We start from the raw sequence: 18,900 nt of genomic DNA on the forward strand, positions 1-18,900 counted from the left end.
TGGCCCCGATCGGCCTTGAGGACGTAATACATATCAAAATGATGGGATATAACCAGCCGAAATCTTGGGGCCTTGATAGCTGGGCTTGGGCGAGTGGAATTGTCGCGCTGTTTCTGGCATTTGCCCTTGGTGGGACCGCGCAGGCGCAGGTGGTGCCGGCGGTGGCGCTGGACGATCCGGCGGCACTGGCGCTGGATGCGGCGACCTATGCTGCGGTTTCCGGGCAATCGCCCGAAACGGCCTTGCGCGCGCTTCAGGTGCAGCGGGCTTCGATAGCGCTGACCGATGCGCTCGAGGTGGAGTTTGCGGATCGCATCGCCGGGCTGTCGGTCGGTCATGCGCCGTTTCATGTCGATGTGCTGCTTACCGGGGATAGCCCGGTAGCCGATCGGACGGCGATGGTCGCGGGCACGCCGGTGCTCGTTCGGTTCAGGACGGGGGCCTATGCCAGCCATGCCCAGTTGGTCGTCGCGCTGGCGCTCCACCAGACCGAAATCCGCGCCAGCCTGACCCAGCCGCCCGGCATCGGCATCGACCCGCGCATCGGTGCGCTGGTGGTCATGGTCTCACGCGCCGACCTGGCGGCCGAGCCTGCGGAGGTGATGCGCGACCGGATCGCGCGGCTCGCGGGCGTGCCGGTGCGCATCGCGACGCTGGAGGCGCCGGATGTCGATCTGGCGGATTTGCAGGGCGGCGCGCGCATGGTCGGCGTCGATCCGGCCAATGGGCGGCGCTATGCCTGTACCAGCGGTTTCGTCGTGCGGCGTAGGGGTGAGGATGCGGTGGTGACCGCCGCGCATTGTCCCGACGATCTGTCCTGGATCGATGCGAACGGCACGGCCCATCCGCTGCGCTTTCAGGGGCAATGGGGTTGGGGCTATCAGGACGTGCAGGTGAATGTCAGTCCCACTCCGCTTCTGCCCTTGTTCTGGAGCGATACGGCCAAGACGATCACTCGCCGCGTCGTCGGTGCGCGCACCCGGGCGTCGACCCGGGCGGGCGACATCGTATGCCATCGCGGCGAGCGGACGGGCTATAGCTGTGCGGAGGTTTGGATGCCCGACTTCGCCCCCGCGGGTGACCTATGCGGCGGCGGTTGCACGCCGACTTGGGTGGCGGTGCGTGGTCCGACCTGTCGCAGCGGGGACAGCGGTGGCCCCGTCTTCCTGGGCGGCACGGCCTATGGCATCGTGAAAGGCGGCAGCTATCGCGGTGACGGCAGCTGCGCCTTTTATTATTACATGTCGCTCGATTTTCTGCCCGACGGGTGGACGCTGGCGACGGGTTGAGGGATCGCATTGCGGCGGAGTGCCGAATAGGGCGAGTGACCCGCCCAATGACGCCACTTAGCGACTAAGTTGCGCGCGAAGATCGACCATCGTGGCGCCGATATGGTCGGTCAGGAACCCGGCGACCCGTGCCTCGTCGCGGGCCAGCCATGCATCGAGCAACGCATGATGTTCCTCGTGCGCGCGATCTTCGCGGCCAGCCGGTTGCAGATGCTGGACCACATAGCGTTCGGCCAGCACCTGCAGCCGCTCGATCAGTTGGAAGGTCAGAGCCGCACCCAGCGGGCGGACAAGGGCCAGGTGAAAGGCGCGATTGCGGTGCGCGACTTCGTGCAGCGCGTCGCGCGTGGCCACATCCAGCGCGGCCAGGGCTTCGCGGGCGATATCCTGGTCCGCCGCCGTGGCGACGCGGGCGGCGCGTGCGGCGGCATCCGGTTCGATCGCCAGGCGCAGTTCGTAGATTTCCTCGGCTTCCGCAGCGCCCAGCGATCGTACGAAGAAACCGCGATTGGCCTGGCTGGTCAGCAGGCCTTCCTGCTCCAGCCGGGCGAGCGCCTCGCGCAGCGGAATCTTGCTGACACCCAGTTCGTTGGCCAGCGCATCCTGACGGATCGGCTGGTCCTCCGGCAGATGGCCGCTGATGATGCGTTCGCGAACGATCGTGAAGATCTGTTCCGACAATGTGCGAACGACAAGGCTCATGAATGTCTCTCGTGCCGACAGGCCGGGAGGAGCCTGTAATTCCGGGTTAAATGTTAGAGTTAGGTTATAAGCATAGACCTGTTCGTCACGGCCTGCCAAGAGTGTGATTACGGGTACGGAAGGCTGTCTCGTAGCTCTTCCAGCCAGACCGAGGCGGTGCCGTCCGACGGCGCTCGCCAGTCGCCACGGGGCGACAGGGCACCGCCCGGCGAGACCTTGGGGCCATTGGGCAGCGCCGATCGCTTGAATTGGCTGGTCTGGAAAAAGCGGGTCAGGAACCGCTCCAGCCAGTGCCGGATGGTGGGCAGGTCATAGGCGACCCGCGCATCCTGCGGCAGGTCCTCGGGCCAGCCGCCCGCATTGGCGTCGTGCCAGGCATGCCAGGCCAGGAACGCGATCTTCGACGGCTTCAGGCCGTAACGGATGACGTAATGCGCAAAGAAGTCGTTGAGCGCATAGGGCCCGATCATTGCCTCGGTGGACTGCATTGCGCCGCTGGCATCGGCAGGCACCAATTCGGGGGATATTTCCTGGGCCAGGATGGCGGCGAGCACCGTGTTGGTCGCGTCGTCGTATTGTCCGGTCCGGATGCACCAGCGGATCAGGAACTGGATCAGCGTCTTGGGAACCCCGGCATTGACGGCGTAATGGCTCATCTGGTCGCCGACGCCATAGGTGCACCAGCCCAGCGCCAGCTCCGAAAGGTCGCCAGTGCCCAGCACGATCCCGCCGCGCTGATTGGCCAGGCGGAACAGATAATCGGTGCGCAGCCCCGCCTGGACATTCTCGAACGTCACGTCATGCACCGGCAGCCCCCGCGCGAAGGGGTGGTTCATATCCTCCAGAAGCTGGTGCGCGGCGGGACGGATATCGATCTCCTCCGCCGAGACGCCGAGCGAGCGCATCAGTGCCCAGGCTTGGGCCTTGGTGCCCTGTCCGGTCGCGAAGCCGGGCATGGTGAAGGCCAGGATACGCTCGCGCGACCAGCCCAGCCGGTCGGTCGCCTTGGCCGCCACGATCAGCGCATGGGTCGAGTCCAGGCCGCCGGACACGCCGATGACCAGCGTCTTGGCACCGCTGGCTTCCAGTCGCTTGGCCAGCGCCTCGACTTGGATGTTATAGGCCTCGTAGCAATCCGCATCCCGACGGGCGGGATCGTCGGGCACGAAGGGAAAGCGGCGAACGGCGCGGCGCAGGCCCCGGTCCTGGGCTTCGGCATCGTGAACGAAGCCGATTCGGCGGAAACGCTGCTCGGGATGGCCGGCGAGGGCGGCGGCATCGTTGAATGTCCCGAAGCGCAGCCGTTCCTGCGCGATCCGCTCGACATCGATATCGGCCATGGTCAGCGAGGGCTCGCGCAGGAAGCGATCGGACTCGGCGATCGTCTCGCCCAGCTCGTGGATCAACCCCTGGCCGTCCCACGAAAGGTCGGTCGTGCTCTCGCCGATCCCGGCGGCGGAATAGATATAGGCGCAGGCCGTCCGCGCCGACTGCGCCGCGGCCAGCATGGCGCGGTCGCGCGCCTTGCCGATGACGATGTTCGACGCCGACAGGTTACAACAGATGGTCGCCCCCGCCAGCGCGCCAAAGGTCGAGGGCGGGGTGGGGGCCCAATAGTCCTCGCAGATTTCGGCATGGAAAACGAAGCCGGGCACGTCCTCCGCTGCGAAGATCAGGTCGGTGCCGAAGGGCACGCTCTGCCCGTCGATTGCAATGGTCAGGCCGGTGAGGCCCGCTCCGCTCGCGAACCAGCGCTTCTCATAATATTCGCGGTAGTTGGGCAGGAAGGTCTTGGGCACCACGCCCAGGATACGCCCCCGCGCGATCGCCACGGCGCAGTTATACAGCCGACCATTGCGCGGCAGGGCGGCCCCGACCAGCATGACGGGCGACAGGGCGGCGCTGGCATCCACCATCTCGCCCAGCGCGTCGAGCGTCGCGCCGTGCATCGCGCCCTGAAGATGCAGGTCGTCGATGGCGTAGGACGTCAGCGACAATTCGGGAAAGACGATCAGGTCGACCCCATCCTCATCGCCCCGCCGTGCCAGATCGAGCATGGCCGCTGCGTTCGCTCGCGCATCGCCGACCGACGCGGCGGGCGTCGCCGCCGCGACACGGATCAGGCCATGGGTGTGAAGCGCGTAAAAGGGGTGGTCCTGCATCGCTTCGGGATAGCGGGGCGGGGAAGGGGACGCTACCCCATGCGGTTTGCGGGCGGTCATGATCGGGAGTGGAAGCCGGTCGCCGTCAGTTGCGTCCGAACCTCCCCTGCCGATTTTCATCGACGGTCGCTATAAGCCTGCCCCAACTCCTGAATCGGGAACAGTCATGACCACTACCCTCTTCGGCATCCCCAATTGCGACACGATGAAGAAGGCCCGCATTTGGCTGGATCAGCACGGCGTCGCCTATCACTTTCACAACTACAAGACGGACGGCATCGACGAGGTGACCCTCCGTCAATGGGTCGACCAGACCGGTTGGGAAGTGCTGCTGAACCGCGCGGGCACGACATTTCGCAAGCTGGACGAGGCGGATCGGCAGGATATCGATGCCGACAAGGCGATCCGGCTGATGCAGGCCCAGCCCTCGCTCATCAAGCGGCCGGTGCTCGACCGCGACGGCACGTTGACCGTCGGGTTCAAGCCGGAACGTTACGCTGAGATATTCTAAGCGCATCCGGGGGGTGGAGCCCGGCGCGCGGCGGGGGTAAGGCGCTGTCATGTCAACGACCTACACGCTCGACACCGCGACCAGTCGCGCCAATCCCACGCCCGCCCCGATGAAGCGGCTGACCGTGCCCGCGATCCGTCGCGCCAAGGGCGAGACGCCGCTGGTCATGCTGACCGCCTATACGGTGCGCTCGGCACAGCTGCTCGATCCGCATTGCGACATGCTGCTGGTCGGCGACAGCCTGGGGCAGGTGATCTACGGCCTGCCCTCAACCGTGCCGGTCACGCTTCAGATGATGGCGGCGCACGGCGCGGCGGTCGTGCGAGGTAGTTATCATGCGGTCGTCGTCATTGACCTGCCCTTTGGTAGCTATGAGGCGAGCCCCGAAAAGGCATTCGAGAATGCCGCCTGGCTCCTGAAGGAAACCGGCGCGGCGGCGGTCAAGCTGGAGGGCGGGGTTGCGATGGCTCCGACCGTCCGCTTCCTGGTCGAGCGCGGCATTCCTGTGATGGGCCATGTCGGCCTGACGCCGCAGGCGGTCAACGTGCTGGGCGGTTACGGTGCGCGCGGGCGGACGCAGGAGGAGGCTGCGAAGATCATCGCCGATGCGGTCGCGGTCGCCGAGGCGGGGGCCTTTTCGGTGGTGATCGAGGGTGTGGTCGAACCCATCGCCATTAAAATCACCAAGCAAATTGCCTGCCCGACGATCGGCATCGGCGCGTCGGCCGAATGCGACGGCCAGGTGCTGGTCGGCGAGGACATGCTAGGCCTGTTCGACCGGACCGCGCGCTTCGTCCGCCGATACGAGACGATGGGTGATCGGATCGGCGAGGCCGCACGCGCCTATGCCGAAGATGTGCGGGCCCGGCGCTTCCCAGGGCCGGAACAGATCTATGCGCCGCGCGATGCCGGATAAATCAAGGCCGCTTCCCACCGGGCTCGCTCCTCGCTAAAGGTCGCGGCTTCTTGTTGCCTTGATCCAGAATAGCGGAGCCCGTCTTGGCCCTAACGCCCCAATCCAGCCAGGCCTTCATGAGCGAGGTCGACGACGAACTGCGTCGCGAAAGGCTGACCTCTTTCTGGACCCGCTGGGGCTTGATCATCGCGGGCGTCATCGTCGTCGCGCTGGCGGCATTCGGCGGCTATCTCTACTGGCAGCACCGCCAGACCCAGGCGGCGGGCGCGGACGGCGAGCAGTTGCAGGCCGCCTATGACGCGCTGGGCCAGAACGATCCCAAGGCGGCCAGCGACAAGCTGAAGGCGCTGGCGGGTTCGGACGTCGATGCCTATCGTGCGCTCGCGCAGTTCACCCAGGCCGATATCCTTCTGCAGAAGAACGATCTGAAGGGCGCGGCGGCCCGTTTCGCGGCGGTCGCCAACGATGCGTCGCTGGCCCAGCCCTTCCGCGATCTGGCGCTGATCCGTCAGACCATGGCCGAATATGACACGATGAAGCCCGAAGCCGTGATTGCCCGACTGGGTGGCATGGCGGTGCCCGGCAATGCCTGGTTCGGCAGCGCGGGCGAGATGGTCGCCGTGGCCTATCTGCGCCTCAACAAGCGCGACCAGGCGGGCCGTCTGTTCGGCCAGATTGCCAGCGACAAGGATGTGCCCGATACCCTGCGGCAACGTGCGGTTCAGATGGCCGGTGTATTGGGGGTCGACGCGGTCGGCCAGAGCGAGGACACCAAGACCCAATGACGAAGAATTTCCGCACCTCCGCGGCGCTGGCCGCGCTGATGGCGCTGGGCGCCTGCGGGGTGTTCAAGTCCGCGCCGAAGAAGACGCCGACCGTGGGCAACCGCGTGCCGATCCTCGTCTCGGAAACCGGGGTCGAGGCCGACAAGACGATTGCGGACGTGCAGGTCACGCTGCCAGCGCCCGAAACCAATCCCGATTGGGCACAGCCGGGCGGCAACGCCTCCAAGTCCATGGGCCAGCTGGCGCTGGCGGAACAGCCCCGCCGGGTCTGGGAAGCGACGATCAACGGCGGTTCGGCGCGCGATCCGCTGGGCGCGCCGCCGGTCGTGGCCGACGGCAAGATGTTCGTCGTCGATGCCGGCGGCGACCTGGTCGCCCTGAACGCCGATACGGGCGCGAAGCTCTGGACCACATCGATCACCGAGGGCGACGAGAACCGGCTCGCCCGCTTTGGCGGCGGCGCCAGCTATGACAGCGGCACGGTCTTCGCCACCGACGGCCTGGGCGATGTGATTGCGGCCAACGCGGCGGACGGCAAGGTGCTGTGGCGCGCCAAGCCCAGCGGTCCGCTGCGCGGATCGCCGACGATCGCCAACGGCAATGTCTATGTCCTGACCCAGGACAATCAGCTGTACGCGATCAACCAGACGGACGGTAAGATCGTCTGGGCTGGCCAGGGCACGCTGGAGACGCAGGGCGTGTTCGGCGTCGCGGCCCCTGCCGCCAGCCAGGGCACCGTCGTTGCCGGTTTCTCGAGCGGTGAGCTGAACGCCTATCGGTACGAGAATGGCCGCATGTTGTGGCAGGACGCGCTGTCGCGGACCAGCATCTCGACCTCGGTGTCGACGCTGTCGGACATCGATGCCGCGCCGGTGATCGACCAGGGCCGCGTCTATGCGCTGGGCCAGGGCGGTCGCATGATCGCGCTGGAACTGTCGACCGGCCAGCGGCTGTGGGAACAGAATTTCGCCGGCATCTCGACCCCGTGGATCGCGGGCGAGTGGATCTTCCTGGTGACCGATGACGCGCGCCTCGTGGCGCTCGCCCGGTCGAGCGGCAAGGCCCGCTGGATCGCGCAGCTGCAGCGTTTCCATAACGAGAAGAAGAAGAGCGGCGCGATCACCTGGTTCGGTCCGGTGTTGGCAGGCAATCGCCTGATCCTCACCAATTCGGAGGGGCAGATCGTCTATGCCAATCCGAGTGACGGGTTGGTGCAGGCAACCGTCGACGGCAAGACGCCCTTCGCGCTGCCGCCGATCGTGGCCAACGGGACGCTCTACGTCCTCGACCAAAAGGGGCGGATTTCCGCCTATAAGTAACGATCTTTCTGGCCCGTGGGACCTATGTTCCACGGGCCGGAACATTTGTACCGCTATACCCGTGACGAAAGGCTCGCCTTTCGCTAACGGAACGCGATGGCAAATCTTCCTATCGTCGCGATCGTCGGCCGTCCCAATGTCGGCAAGTCGACGCTGTTCAACCGTCTGGTCGGAAAGAAGCTGGCGCTGGTCGATGACCGGCCCGGCGTGACGCGCGACCGGCGCGAAGGCGACGGGCACCTGCTCGGCCTGGATTTCCGGGTCATCGACACGGCGGGTTATGAAGACGAAGACCCCGACACGCTTCCCGGCCGGATGCGTCGCCAGACCGAGGCCGCGGTGGCAGAGGCCGACGTTGCGCTGTTCCTGGTCGACGCCCGCGCCGGAATCATGCCGCTGGACGAGGAAATCGCCCGCTGGCTCCGTGCCTCCGACACGCCGATCGTGCTCGCCGCCAATAAGGCGGAGGGGCGTGCGGCCGAACAGGGCATTTTGGAAGCGCTGGCGCTGGGCTTTGGCGATCCCGTCCAGCTGTCGGCCGAACATGGCGAAGGCGTGGGCGATCTGTTCGAGGCGCTGCTCCCCTATATCGATCGCGAGGTCGAGGAAGAGGAGGAGGTCGATCTCGAAAACCCCTTCGCGCCGCTAAAGCTCGCCATTGTCGGGCGCCCCAATGCCGGCAAGTCGACGCTGATCAATCGCTTCCTGGGCCAGGATCGCCTGATCACCGGACCTGAGGCGGGCATCACCCGCGATTCGATCGCGATCGACTGGGAATGGCACGACCGGGATGGCGAGGTGCGGCATGTCCGCCTGATCGACACCGCCGGGATGCGCAAGAAGGCCAAGGTGCAGGACAAGCTGGAAAAGCTGTCGGTCGCCGACGCCCTGCGCGCAGTCGATTTTGCCGAGGTCGTGGTGCTGCTTCTCGATGCCACGCTGGGCCTGGAGTCGCAGGACCTGCGGATCGCCGACCGTGTGCTGGAAGAGGGGCGGGCGCTGCTGATCGCCCTGAACAAATGGGATGTGGCGGAAAATCCGTCCTCGCTTTTCAACGGTGTCAAGAAGGCTCTGGAGGACGGGCTCAGCCAGGTGAAGGGCGTGCCGCTGCTGGCGGTGTCGGGTGCGACCGGCAAGGGGCTGGATACGCTGATCGAGGTCGCGTTCGAGACACGCGCGGCCTGGTCGAAGCGCGTGCCGACGGGCGAACTCAACCGCTGGTTCGAGCGTGCCGTCGATGCGAACCCGCCACCCGCACCGGGCGGCAAGCGGATCAAGCTGCGCTACGTCACCCAGGTGAAGTCGCGTCCGCCGAGCTTCGTGATCTTCGGAACGCGGGTGGATCAGCTGCCCGCCAGCTATGAGCGCTATCTGGTGAACTCGATGCGGCGGGAATTGGGCTTCGGCGCGGTGCCGGTGCGCCTGACGCTGCGCGCGCCGAAAAATCCGTTCGGCAATAAGGATTAAGGGCAGGGGCTTAGGCCCCGATCCTTGAGCCGGGAAAGGGCTAAGGGCGGGCTCGCTGGAACCCGCCCCACCACCTTCATCCCTGAAGATGCGGCGCTGCGCCCGACTTGGGCGTGTCGTTTTCCGCCATGGCGTTCAGCTGGACATAGTTCTGGATGCCCATGCGTTCGATCATCTCGAACTGGCGCTCCAGCGTGTCGACATGCTCTTCCTCGCTCGCCAGGATACGCTGGAACAGGTCGCGGCTGACGTAATCACGGACCTGCTCGCAATAGGCGATGGCTTCCTTGAGCTGGGCCACGGCCTCGATCTCGATCGCCAGGTCGCCCTTCAGGACTTCCTCGACGGTCTCGCCGATGCGCAGGCGGCCGAGCAGCTGGAAATTGGGCAGGCCGTCCAGATAGAGGATGCGTTCGGCCAGCCAGTCGGCATGGCGCATCTCGTCGATCGATTCGTGATATTCAAACTGGGCGAGCTTGTAGACGCCCCAGTGATCGAGCAGGCGATAGTGCAGGAAATACTGATTGATAGCGGTCAATTCGTTCTTGAGCGCTTCGTTCAGAAACTCGATGACCTTGGGGTCGCCCTTCACCTTCATATGCTCGTCCTCAATGATTTGGCGCACCCTAGAAAGTCGGGGCCCCGGACGGCAACAGGTTTTTACAGGTAAATTCGTGCAGTGTTGGTGGGCCCGGCAGGACTCGAACCCGCAACCTAGCCGTTATGAGCGGCCAGCTCTAACCGTTGAGCTACAGGCCCCACCGAAGATGTCCGTAGCGTGACGTCGGACAAGTTCGCAAGCGTGAAACGTCAAAGAAAAAGGGCACCTCCGCAATGGAAGGCGCCCTTTTTCCGACAAACAGTCGGCGCTTCGGACCCGAAGGTCCGAGGCGGCATTACTGCATGTTGTCAGCCTTGGCGTCGGCAGCGTCACGGACGTTGTCGGCAGCGGCGTTCATGTTGTCAGCAGCGTTCTCGAGCGAGGCAGCAGCAGCACCGTTCGAGGTGTTGTCGGCAACCGCTTCGAGGTTGTCGGCCTGCATTTCCATGTTGTCAGCCAGCATGTCCGCGTTGTTCTCAACAGCGGCAGCTTCAGGCGACTTGTTGCAGGCGGCCACGGACATCAGGCCGGCGGCAGCGAGAACGAAAGCGATCTTCTTCATTCGAATGCTCCCAAGCATAAGCAATCATCGCGGCCGACCCGAATGCCGTCGCGAAGCGGCTCAAATAACGCGCGGTTCATCGCGGTCAATCCGCAAAATTCACTTCCTGGCAAGGTTCGCGACGAACCGATGGCGGCTATCCGGCTTTTTCAAGGCGTTGGCGTTACCAAAAGGTTACCAATGCCCTTACGATTTAGCGCGGTTTCACGGCATCGATCGCTTCCGGCGCATTGGCGACGACCGCCAGCATCGCGGTCCAGGCCGCGACATTCTGGCGCAGGGCGGCCGGATCGATCCGGTCGATCACGTCGTCGGGCGTGTGATGGGTATCGAAATAATCCCAGCCCGACTGGTTCAGGTCGATCGCCGCCGTCCCCAGCTTCAGCGTCGGACCGATGTCGGTGCCGTCACCGCCCAAGCCGCTGCCCCGCGTGATGCCCAGCGGCGCGAGGGCGGTCTGCAACCGATCGGCGACGGGCTTGGCCGCGGGGGGCAGGTTCACCTCGAACCGCCAGACCCGATCGGCGCCGAAATCGCTTTCCGAGGCGGTGGCATGGCGTTCGCCCGCATGGGCCTTAGCATAGGCCGCGCCGCCCAAGCCGCCGACTTCCTCTGCGCCGAACCAGACGACGCGGATGGTGCGGCGCGGTTGGCCAGCGTCCATGATTCGCTTGGCGGCAGCCGCGGTGATCGCGATGCCGCTGGCGTCGTCGATCGCGCCCGTGCCGAGGTCCCAGCTGTCCAGATGACCGCCGACCAGCACAATGCCCGCCGACGGATCGCTGCCAGGCACCTCGGCGATGACGTTGCCTGATTCGCGCATGCCGACCTGGCGCGGCGTCAGGACCAGCTTCATGCGGATGGGCGCACCGCGAGCCGCGATTCGCTCCAACTGTTCGGCGTCGGGGACCGACAGGGCGGCAGCGGGGATCGGCTTCACCCCGGCGGGGAAGTCGGTGGTGCCGGTATGCGGAAAGCGATGATGGTCGGTGCCGATCGAACGGATGATGATCGCTGCCGCGCCGCGCTGCGACGCCAATGCCGGTCCGACGAAGCGCGCGGTGCCATAGGCGCCATAGCCCGACCCATCCTGCGTACGAGGCATGGCGTTACCGATATAGACGATCCGGCCCTTGATCGCGTTGTCCGGCGCAGCTTGGAACGCGGCCATATTGGCGAAGACCACGACCTCGCCGGTCAGGCCGGTGGCTGGCGTTGCTCCCGAATTACCGAGCGCGGCCAGCGTCAGTTTCTGCGGGAAGGGGGCGATGATCTCGGCCGTTTCCGCGCCGCGTTCCCAGACGGGCATCCGATAGGGCTCGACCCGCACATTCTTGAAGCCCAGCGCGGTCAGTTTGGCGACCGCCCAGGTGCGTGCGCGCGCCTCGGCCTCGGTTCCGGCCAGCCGCTGCCCGACTTCGGTCGTCAGCCCCTCGATAATGTCCCAGGCGGTATCGTCCTTCAGCGCGGCATCGCGCAGTTGCGTCACCTGCGGATCGACAGTCGCGGGCATGGGCGGCGCGGTGCGCTGGGCCAGAACGGGAGAGGTGAGGGCGGAGGCGGTCAGGGCCGCGAGGATCAAGCGCTTCATGCGTCGGAGTGTTGCGCAGGTCGTCCCGTTTGCCAACGGGTCGCGCACCCACTACATGGGCGGGAAATTTCCACAGTCGCAAGAAAAGCACGGAGCCCCGCGCCGCCATGGCCGTCCAATATACCTATGTGATGAAGGGTCTGACCAAGACCTTCCCCGGCGCCAACAAGCCTGTCCTCAACAACATCCACCTCCAGTTCCTGCCGAGCGCGAAGATCGCGATCATCGGCCCGAACGGCGCGGGCAAGTCCACGCTGATGAAGGTGATGGCGGGGATGGACACCGACTTCACCGGCGAGGCCTGGGCGGCCGAGGGTGTCCGCGTCGGCTATCTGGCGCAGGAGCCGCAGCTCGATCCGTCGAAGGACGTGATGGGCAACGTCAAGGACGGCGTGCGGCCGATCGCCGATCTGGTCGATCGCTTCAACGCCATCTCGGCCGAGATGGGCGACCCGAAGGACGACACCGATTTCGACGCCCTGATGGAAGAGATGGGCGAGCTTCAGGCCAAGATCGACGCGGTCGACGGCTGGTCGCTCGACAGCCAGCTGGAACAGGCGATGGAAGCGCTGCGCTGCCCGCCGGGCGATGCCGACGTCACCCGCCTGTCGGGCGGTGAAAAGCGCCGCGTCGCGCTCTGCAAGCTGCTGCTGGAAAAGCCCGACATCCTGCTGCTCGACGAACCGACCAACCACCTGGACGCCGAGAGCGTGTCGTGGCTTGAGAACTACCTCAAGGAATATACCGGCAACGTCATACTCGTCACCCACGACCGTTACTTCCTGGATAACGTCGTGAACTGGGTGCTGGAGCTCGATCGCGGCCGCTACTACACCTACGAATCCAACTATTCCGGCTATCTGGAAAAGAAGGCCAAGCGCCTGGAGCAGGAAGAGCGCGACGAGGCGGGCAAGCAGAAGGCGATCGCCGACGAGCTGGCCTGGATGCGTCAGACGCCCAAGGCCCGCCAGACCAAGTCGAAGGCGCGTATCCGTGCGTTCGAGGAACTGATGGAGAAGCAGGAGAACCGCGTCGCGGGCAAGGCGCAGATCCTGATCCAGATCCCCGAGCGACTGGGCGGCAAGGTGATCGAGGCCAAGGGCCTGACCAAGTCGTACGGCGACAAGCTGCTGTTCGAAAATCTCGACTTCATGTTGCCGCCGGGCGGGATCGTCGGCGTGATCGGGCCAAACGGCGCGGGCAAGTCGACCCTGTTCAAGCTGATCACCGGCCAGGAACAGCCCGATGCCGGCACGATCGAGATCGGCTCGACCGTCAAGCTCGGCTATGTCGACCAGAGCCGCGACGAACTCGATCCCAACAAGAATGTCTGGCAGGAAATCTCCGACGAGTTGGAGGTCTTCCGCTTCGGCAAGCAGGAGTTGGGCACCCGCGCCTATGTCGGCGCGTTCAACTTCCGTGGCCCCGACCAGCAGAAGAAGGTTGGCCAGCTGTCGGGCGGTGAGCGCAACCGCGTCCACATGGCCAAGATGCTGAAGGAGGGCGGCAACGTCCTGCTGCTCGACGAACCGACCAACGACCTCGACGTGGAAACGCTGCGTGCGCTGGAAGAGGCGCTGGAGACGTTCGCGGGCTGCGCCGTGGTCATCAGCCACGACCGCTTCTTCCTCGACCGCCTCTGCACCCACATCCTGGCGTTTGAGGGTGACAGCCATGTCGAATGGTTCGAGGGCAATTACGAATCGTACGAGGAGGACAAGCGCCGCCGCATGGGCGATGCTGCCGACCGTCCGACCCGTCTAGCGTACAAGAAGCTGACCCGTTGATCCTGACGATCACGGGTTAGGCAACGCCCTTTCCGAGCGATCGGGAAGGGCGTTTTGCTATACTGGGTTTAAAAAGAATGCGGCGAAATCCCAGTTTATTCGTTATCGCAGCAAGAGAAATAAGGGGTTCGAGCGGGAATGGCGGTGGTGGAACAGGCGCAGGGTGACGATCAAGAGGTCACCGGCGCAGGGCAGTTGCATTACCGGCTTCGCCAGCAATCGGTCCTTGCCGCCTTTGGGATCGAGGCGCTGCGGGCTCGTGATCTCGATCCCATGTTGCAGCGAGCGACCGAGCTGTGCGCAGAAGGGATGCGATCTTCTTTTTGCAAGTTCCTGGAATATAAGCCGGAACGTGAAACGTTGCTGGTCCGTACCGGCGTTGGCTGGGGACCGGGCGTGGTCGGTTCGACCGAGATGCGCACCGATCTGGGCTCGCCGGCCGGGTTCGCGCTGCAGACCGGGCAAGGGGTCATCTCCAACCATCTCGACCAGGAAGAACGGTTTCGCACGCCGCAGTTCATGGCCGACCACAAGATCCGCCGCGCGATCAACGTGCTCGTCGAAGCGTCCGGTCAGCGTTACGGCGTGCTGGAAGTCGACAGCCCCGACGAAGGGCGGTTCGAGGAGGCCGATCTGGCCTTTATGCAGGGTTTCGCGAACCTGATCGGCGTCGCCATCGAGCGTCAGGAGGCGGAGCGTCGTCTGGCCGAGGCGGTCGAGCATCAGCAATTGCTGACCCGCGAGGCGAGCCACCGGGTCAAGAACAGCCTGGCGCTGGTGTCCGCGATGCTCAATCTCCAGAAGCAGGAGGATGACGACCCTCGCGTCCTGCGGATGCTGAACGATGCGCAGGCGCGGATCGCGGCCATCGCGCAGACGCACGATCGGCTGTGGCGTAGCGAACGGGTCGGCATGGTGTCGCTGGACGATCTGGCTTGCGGTATCGCCGAGCAGCTGGCCGAACAGTCGCAGCAGCATCAGGTGCATTGCGATATCGAAGCGATCGAGATGAGCGCCGACACGGCCATTCCGATCGGCCTTATGCTGACCGAACTGCTGACCAACGCGATCAAATATGCCTATGGGGAAGAGGGCGGGACGATCCATGTGTCGCTGAACGCCCGCGACGGCCAAATCGTCCTGTCGGTGCGCGACGAGGGCAAGGGAATGCCCGCCGATTTCGATATGAAGGCGGCCTCGCGCCACAGTCTGGGCATGCGGATGATCGCCAGCCTCGCGCGGCAGCTTCGCGGCGATGTGCGCTTCGAAAATGCACAGCCGGGGACCTGTGCGACGCTGACCATGCCGGACCCGAGGGATTGACACGGCTCCGCCGCCCCCAGGGACATGATTACCGCACCCGCTTCACGAAGGTCCGGCCGTCCTCGCGCCGTTCGGTCTGGAAGTTCGGCACCGCCTCGATCAGGTCGGACAGCCGTTTGAAACCATAGTTGCGTGTGTCAAAGCTGGAACGATTGCCCGCCAGCTGGCCCATTGCTGACAGGCTGGCAAAGCCGCGTTCGTCGCGCTTGACCGAATTATAGGCGTCCACCAGCAGCTTGAGCAGTTCGTCGTCGATCGGGCGCGGCGTGCCCGCCGTCCGCTTGGACTGTTCGATCGAGGGCGGCAGCGAATCGGCCAGCGGTACGTCGGCGGGGGTGGGCTTGCCGCTGGCGCGCTCGGGGCGGGGTGTTTCGTTGATCAGCGCGCCGACATCGATGAAGCGGCTGCACGCCTGTTTGAACGCCTCGGGCGTGCGGCTGTTGCCGAAGCCATAGACGGGGAAGCCGTCCTGTCGGATGCGGGTGGCCAGCGGCATGAAGTCGCTGTCCGACGACATGATGCCGAACCCGTCGATCCGCCCCCGGAACAGAAGGTCCATCGCGTCGATGGTCATCTTCATGTCGGTGGCGTTCTTGCCCTTGGTCAGGTCGAACTGCTGCTGCGGCTCGATCCCGTGCTTGACCATGACGTCGCGCCAGCCTTTCAGGCCGGGCTTCGACCAGTTGCCATAGGCCCGGCGGACATTGACCGTGCCCAGCTCGGCCAGGACGGTCAGCACGGGGTCGATGGCGGCCGACTGGGCATTGTCGGCATCGATGAGCAGCGCGATGTTGCGGGTCAGGGCGTTCATGACGCCCTGCCTATCAGAGCGCAGGGTCAGCTGCCACGGCGCATTGCATCGACGCCGATCGATCCGCCACCGGTCGCCGCGAGATAGAGGAAGGCAAAGCAATAGAGGATCGCCGCCTCGCCCCCATTGGCGAGCGGCAGGAAGCCCTGCGGCGCATGGGCCATGAAATAGGCGACCGCCATCTGGCCGGACAGGACAAAGGCCACGGGCCGGGTGAACAGGCCCATGAGCAACAAACCACCGCCGACCAGCTCCAGCACGCCCGCAACGGTCAGCAATGGATTGAGCGGCATGGGAAAGGGCGGGATGGCGAAGAATTTCGACACGCCATGCGCCAGGAACATCAGGCCGAACACAGCCCGGAGCAGGGACAGAAGCGGGGCGGAGAAGCGGGCGGGAATGAACATGGCGGATACTCGGTGACGAAGGGCCGCGACGATCGCGATCCCTTGGTCCGAATCTTGCCACCGGCCCGAACGGCAGCAAGAACCGGATGCGAAACGATCCGTTGCAGATGCGCTTACGGATCGGGATAGGTGATCGCCATCACCTCATATTCGCGTTCCCCCGCAGGCAGGGTCACACGCCGCAGGTCGCCGACCGAGGCACCGCGTAGCGCGCGAACCAGCGGCGCGTTCCAGCCTACCCGGCCCTGGCCTGCATCGGCCTCGTCATCACCGACCAGTGTCAGCACGCGTTCGTTGTCGTCTTCATCGGCGATGGTGACGGTCGCGCCGAACCAGACCTTGCGGCGATCCTCCTGTCGGGCGGGGTCGATGACCTTGGCGGCCTTCATCCGCTTGGATAGCCAGCCCAGCCGCCGGTCGATTTCGCGAAGGCGCTTGCGACCATAGATATAGTCGCCATTTTCCGACCGGTCGCCATTACCCGCCGCCCAGGCGATCGTATCGACGAGCTTGGGCCGCTCGACCGCGAACAGCGCCTCATATTCCTGGCGAAGCGCGGCGTAACCCGCAGGCGTGATATAGTTGGGACGGTCCATCCCGCCGCTGTATCGCGCCTGCGCCCGCGATCAACCCGGCCGCGACTTGCCGAGATACCAGCTGAGCGGCGTCGGCCCCCGGCTGGTGGCGCGGGCCGGGTTCATCAGGTCATAGACGACCGCATTCTCCAGTACCCGCTGCACGTAGTTGCGCGTTTCGGAATAGGGAATGGCCTCGATCCAGTCGACGATATCGACCGTGCCGGTGCGCGGATCGCCATTGGCGCGCAGCCATTTGTTCACATTGCCGCCGCCCGCATTATAGGCCGCGATGGCAAGCGGATAGCTGCCGAAATTGTTACGGATTCTCTCGAAATAGCTGGCGCCGAGCTGGATCGACAGGCTTGGATCGGAGGTCAGCGACGCGGGCGAATAGGCCAGGCCGATCTTGCCCGACTGTTCGGCGGCGGTGGCGGGCATCAGCTGCATCAGTCCGCGCGCGCCCGCGTGGCTGATGGCGGCGCGGTCGAATTGGCTCTCCTGCCGCGCGATGGCGTGGATGATCGTCCAGCTTTGCTCATAACCTGCGGGCACGGGTACGGTCGGGAAACCGGCGGCCGAATAGTCGGTCAGCCCGTTCTGCATGGCGCTGCGCCCGACCATCACCGCCAGATCGGGACGGTTGATCGTGCGGGACAGGTCAGCGGCGAGCAGATGGTCGGTCTCGCTCTGCGCATCCGCCGCGATCTGACGGACAAAGGCGGTCTGGTCCTGCCACTGGCCGATCTGGCCCAGGAACTTGGCGGCACGCACCGTCTCGCGCGCGTCGAAGGCGGCGCGGGCGGTGGGCGCGACATTGGTCGCGGCGATGGCGGGCGGGGCGACCAGTGGACGACCGGTCCGCTCCAGCGCCAGCTGACCATAGAATTGGTCGCGATATTGCGCGGCGCGGTTGTAATAGCCCGACGCCTCCAGCGACCGCCCGGCCGCTTCCGCCGCGCGACCCGCCCAGTAAAAGCCCTTGGCGCGCGTCTGCGGCGACTGGCTGCCCCGGCCATAGCGGTCGAACAGCGTCATCGCATCGGCGGGCCGGGCGAGCTTCATCGCGGTCTGCCCGGCCAGCCACACCAGGCTGGTATAGTCGTCGCGCTCGCCATAGGGCTTGGTCGAGACGTCGGTCCCCGCCGGATAGGCATCGTCGACCTGCCGCGCGATGTCATAGGCGGTCTGGAGCTGTCCGTCGGCCGAGGCCGCACGGGCATTGATCAGCAGCGCTTCGTAGAATTTCTCGACATTGCCCGGTCGCACCGACAGCTGACGACTGCGCGCCAGCCAGGAGCGCGCGGTCAGGCTGTCGCCCGTATCACGCAGCCACAGGGCCCGGTCGGCGACATAGCCCGCATCATTGGCGTAAAGCTCGGCGGTCGAGGCCGAGAGGCTGGCGGCATCGGCCGACTTGGTACGGAAGGCGAGCCGGGCGGCGAAGACCGGCCGCCGCGCCGCGCTGGTATAACCGAGCTGGCGCGCGGCCGCGCTGGTCTGGCCCGACCAGAGCAACGCATCCATGCGCGCGTCATGATCCTCCGGCGTCAGTGCCGAGGCGAAGCTGGTCATGACCAGCGCTTCGTCGGTCGGCGACAGCGTGCCGCGCCGCCATGCGGTGCGCGCGGCCTGTGCCGCTTCGCCCGTCGCGCCGGTCGCCAGCAGTGCCCGGGCATAGGCGACGCCGCCCGTCGCCGACTGGGGCGGGAAGCGGCGGAAATAGGACACGATGCTGGACGGCGCGGCGGTGAAGTTCGCCGCCTGCCGCTCGGCGGCGCGACGAATGCCCGCTTCGCCGGGCCAGCCGGGATGCGCCATCAGGAACCCGGCATAGCTGTCGAAGGGCAACGCATCGGTCTGTTGCAGCGCGCGCCACTGGGCCAGCGCGGCAGCGATCGCGCCGTCGGCCGCAGACGGCATGACGGCCGTGCTCTGGTTCGGGCTCATATTCGCCATCTGGGTGCGATACCGGTCGAGCTGGTCCTGCCCGCCCGGTGCAACCATCGATCCCGCCAATGTCGCGAGGAGCGCGCCCGCCTTCGTTAATGCCATCATGGTGGACAGAATAGGGACTCTACCCGTACATGTC

General features: G+C 65.5%; 17 protein-coding genes and 1 tRNA gene. 8 read left to right on the forward strand and 10 right to left on the reverse strand.

Annotated features, from left to right (window positions below; genetic code table 11):
• Positions 1 to 38: 38 nt before the first annotated feature.
• Positions 39 to 1,289 (forward strand): S1 family peptidase, encoded by a 1,251-nt coding sequence (locus SB4_RS00105; protein WP_241488424.1) that lies wholly within the window; start codon positions 39 to 41, stop codon positions 1,287 to 1,289.
• Between the two features lie 57 nt (positions 1,290 to 1,346).
• On the opposite strand, the gene SB4_RS00110 is transcribed toward SB4_RS00105, so the two are convergent.
• Both SB4_RS00110 and SB4_RS00115 read right to left on the reverse strand, forming a co-directional pair.
• Entirely contained in the window at positions 1,347 to 1,991 is a 645-nt protein-coding gene (locus SB4_RS00110; RefSeq protein WP_058716857.1) for a GntR family transcriptional regulator, read from the reverse strand.
• 107 nt (positions 1,992 to 2,098) lie between these two features.
• Positions 2,099 to 4,153 (reverse strand): NAD(+) synthase, encoded by a 2,055-nt coding sequence (locus SB4_RS00115; protein ID WP_058750899.1) that lies wholly within the window; start codon positions 4,151 to 4,153, stop codon positions 2,099 to 2,101.
• A 166-nt stretch (positions 4,154 to 4,319) separates the two neighbouring features.
• Between SB4_RS00115 and SB4_RS00120 the strand changes: the two genes are divergently transcribed.
• The 5 genes from SB4_RS00120 to der all read left to right on the forward strand — a co-directional run bounded on the left by SB4_RS00120 (position 4,320) and on the right by der (position 9,151).
• Entirely contained in the window at positions 4,320 to 4,664 is a 345-nt protein-coding gene (locus SB4_RS00120; protein ID WP_058750900.1) for an ArsC family reductase, read from the forward strand.
• A 49-nt stretch (positions 4,665 to 4,713) separates the two neighbouring features.
• Complete coding sequence (gene panB, locus SB4_RS00125) at positions 4,714 to 5,580, forward strand: 3-methyl-2-oxobutanoate hydroxymethyltransferase (RefSeq protein WP_058750901.1); 867 nt, start codon at positions 4,714 to 4,716, stop codon at positions 5,578 to 5,580.
• 116 nt (positions 5,581 to 5,696) lie between these two features.
• Positions 5,697 to 6,365 (forward strand): tetratricopeptide repeat protein, encoded by a 669-nt coding sequence (locus tag SB4_RS00130; protein WP_241488425.1) that lies wholly within the window; start codon positions 5,697 to 5,699, stop codon positions 6,363 to 6,365.
• Positions 6,362 to 7,684, forward strand: coding sequence for an outer membrane protein assembly factor BamB family protein (locus tag SB4_RS00135; protein WP_058750903.1), 1,323 nt, complete (start codon positions 6,362 to 6,364; stop codon positions 7,682 to 7,684). The genes SB4_RS00130 and SB4_RS00135 overlap by 4 nt, the downstream gene beginning before the upstream one ends.
• Positions 7,685 to 7,780: 96 nt before the next feature.
• Entirely contained in the window at positions 7,781 to 9,151 is a 1,371-nt protein-coding gene (gene der / locus SB4_RS00140) for a ribosome biogenesis GTPase Der (RefSeq protein ID WP_058750904.1), read from the forward strand.
• Between the two features lie 76 nt (positions 9,152 to 9,227).
• On the opposite strand, the gene bfr is transcribed toward der, so the two are convergent.
• The 4 genes from bfr to SB4_RS00160 all read right to left on the reverse strand — a co-directional run bounded on the left by bfr (position 9,228) and on the right by SB4_RS00160 (position 11,905).
• Positions 9,228 to 9,743: a bacterioferritin gene (gene bfr / locus SB4_RS00145; protein WP_058751020.1), complete on the reverse strand. Its 516-nt coding sequence runs from the start codon at positions 9,741 to 9,743 to the stop codon at positions 9,228 to 9,230.
• A 91-nt stretch (positions 9,744 to 9,834) separates the two neighbouring features.
• Positions 9,835 to 9,910, reverse strand: a tRNA-Ile gene (locus SB4_RS00150).
• Positions 9,911 to 10,047: 137 nt separating this feature from the next.
• A complete protein-coding gene (locus SB4_RS00155; protein ID WP_058716863.1) occupies positions 10,048 to 10,314 on the reverse strand; it encodes a hypothetical protein in 267 nt (88 codons plus the stop codon).
• A gap of 193 nt (positions 10,315 to 10,507) precedes the next feature.
• Positions 10,508 to 11,905, reverse strand: a complete 1,398-nt coding sequence (locus SB4_RS00160; protein WP_058750905.1) for a M20/M25/M40 family metallo-hydrolase — start codon at positions 11,903 to 11,905, stop codon at positions 10,508 to 10,510.
• 107 nt (positions 11,906 to 12,012) lie between these two features.
• On the opposite strand from SB4_RS00160, the gene ettA reads away from it, so the two are divergent.
• Positions 12,013 to 13,692, forward strand: a complete 1,680-nt coding sequence (gene ettA / locus SB4_RS00165) for an energy-dependent translational throttle protein EttA (RefSeq protein ID WP_007403394.1) — start codon at positions 12,013 to 12,015, stop codon at positions 13,690 to 13,692.
• Positions 13,693 to 13,830: 138 nt separating this feature from the next.
• Positions 13,831 to 15,015: a sensor histidine kinase gene (locus SB4_RS00170; protein ID WP_241488426.1), complete on the forward strand. Its 1,185-nt coding sequence runs from the start codon at positions 13,831 to 13,833 to the stop codon at positions 15,013 to 15,015.
• Positions 15,016 to 15,043: 28 nt separating this feature from the next.
• On the opposite strand, the gene SB4_RS00175 is transcribed toward SB4_RS00170, so the two are convergent.
• The 4 genes from SB4_RS00175 to SB4_RS00190 all read right to left on the reverse strand — a co-directional run bounded on the left by SB4_RS00175 (position 15,044) and on the right by SB4_RS00190 (position 18,866).
• Positions 15,044 to 15,826 carry an NYN domain-containing protein gene (locus SB4_RS00175; RefSeq protein WP_058732352.1) on the reverse strand — a complete coding sequence of 261 codons (783 nt, stop codon included), beginning with the start codon at positions 15,824 to 15,826 and terminating at the stop codon, positions 15,044 to 15,046.
• Positions 15,827 to 15,852: 26 nt separating this feature from the next.
• Positions 15,853 to 16,233, reverse strand: a complete 381-nt coding sequence (locus tag SB4_RS00180) for a DoxX family protein (RefSeq protein ID WP_058750906.1) — start codon at positions 16,231 to 16,233, stop codon at positions 15,853 to 15,855.
• 113 nt (positions 16,234 to 16,346) lie between these two features.
• Positions 16,347 to 16,829, reverse strand: a complete 483-nt coding sequence (gene greB / locus SB4_RS00185) for a transcription elongation factor GreB (RefSeq protein ID WP_058750907.1) — start codon at positions 16,827 to 16,829, stop codon at positions 16,347 to 16,349.
• 30 nt (positions 16,830 to 16,859) lie between these two features.
• Positions 16,860 to 18,866, reverse strand: coding sequence for a lytic transglycosylase domain-containing protein (locus SB4_RS00190; protein WP_058732355.1), 2,007 nt, complete (start codon positions 18,864 to 18,866; stop codon positions 16,860 to 16,862).
• Positions 18,867 to 18,900: the final 34 nt, after the last annotated feature.

This window comes from Sphingomonas sanguinis (assembly GCF_001476905.1).
Taxonomy (GTDB): domain Bacteria; phylum Pseudomonadota; class Alphaproteobacteria; order Sphingomonadales; family Sphingomonadaceae; genus Sphingomonas; species Sphingomonas sanguinis_B.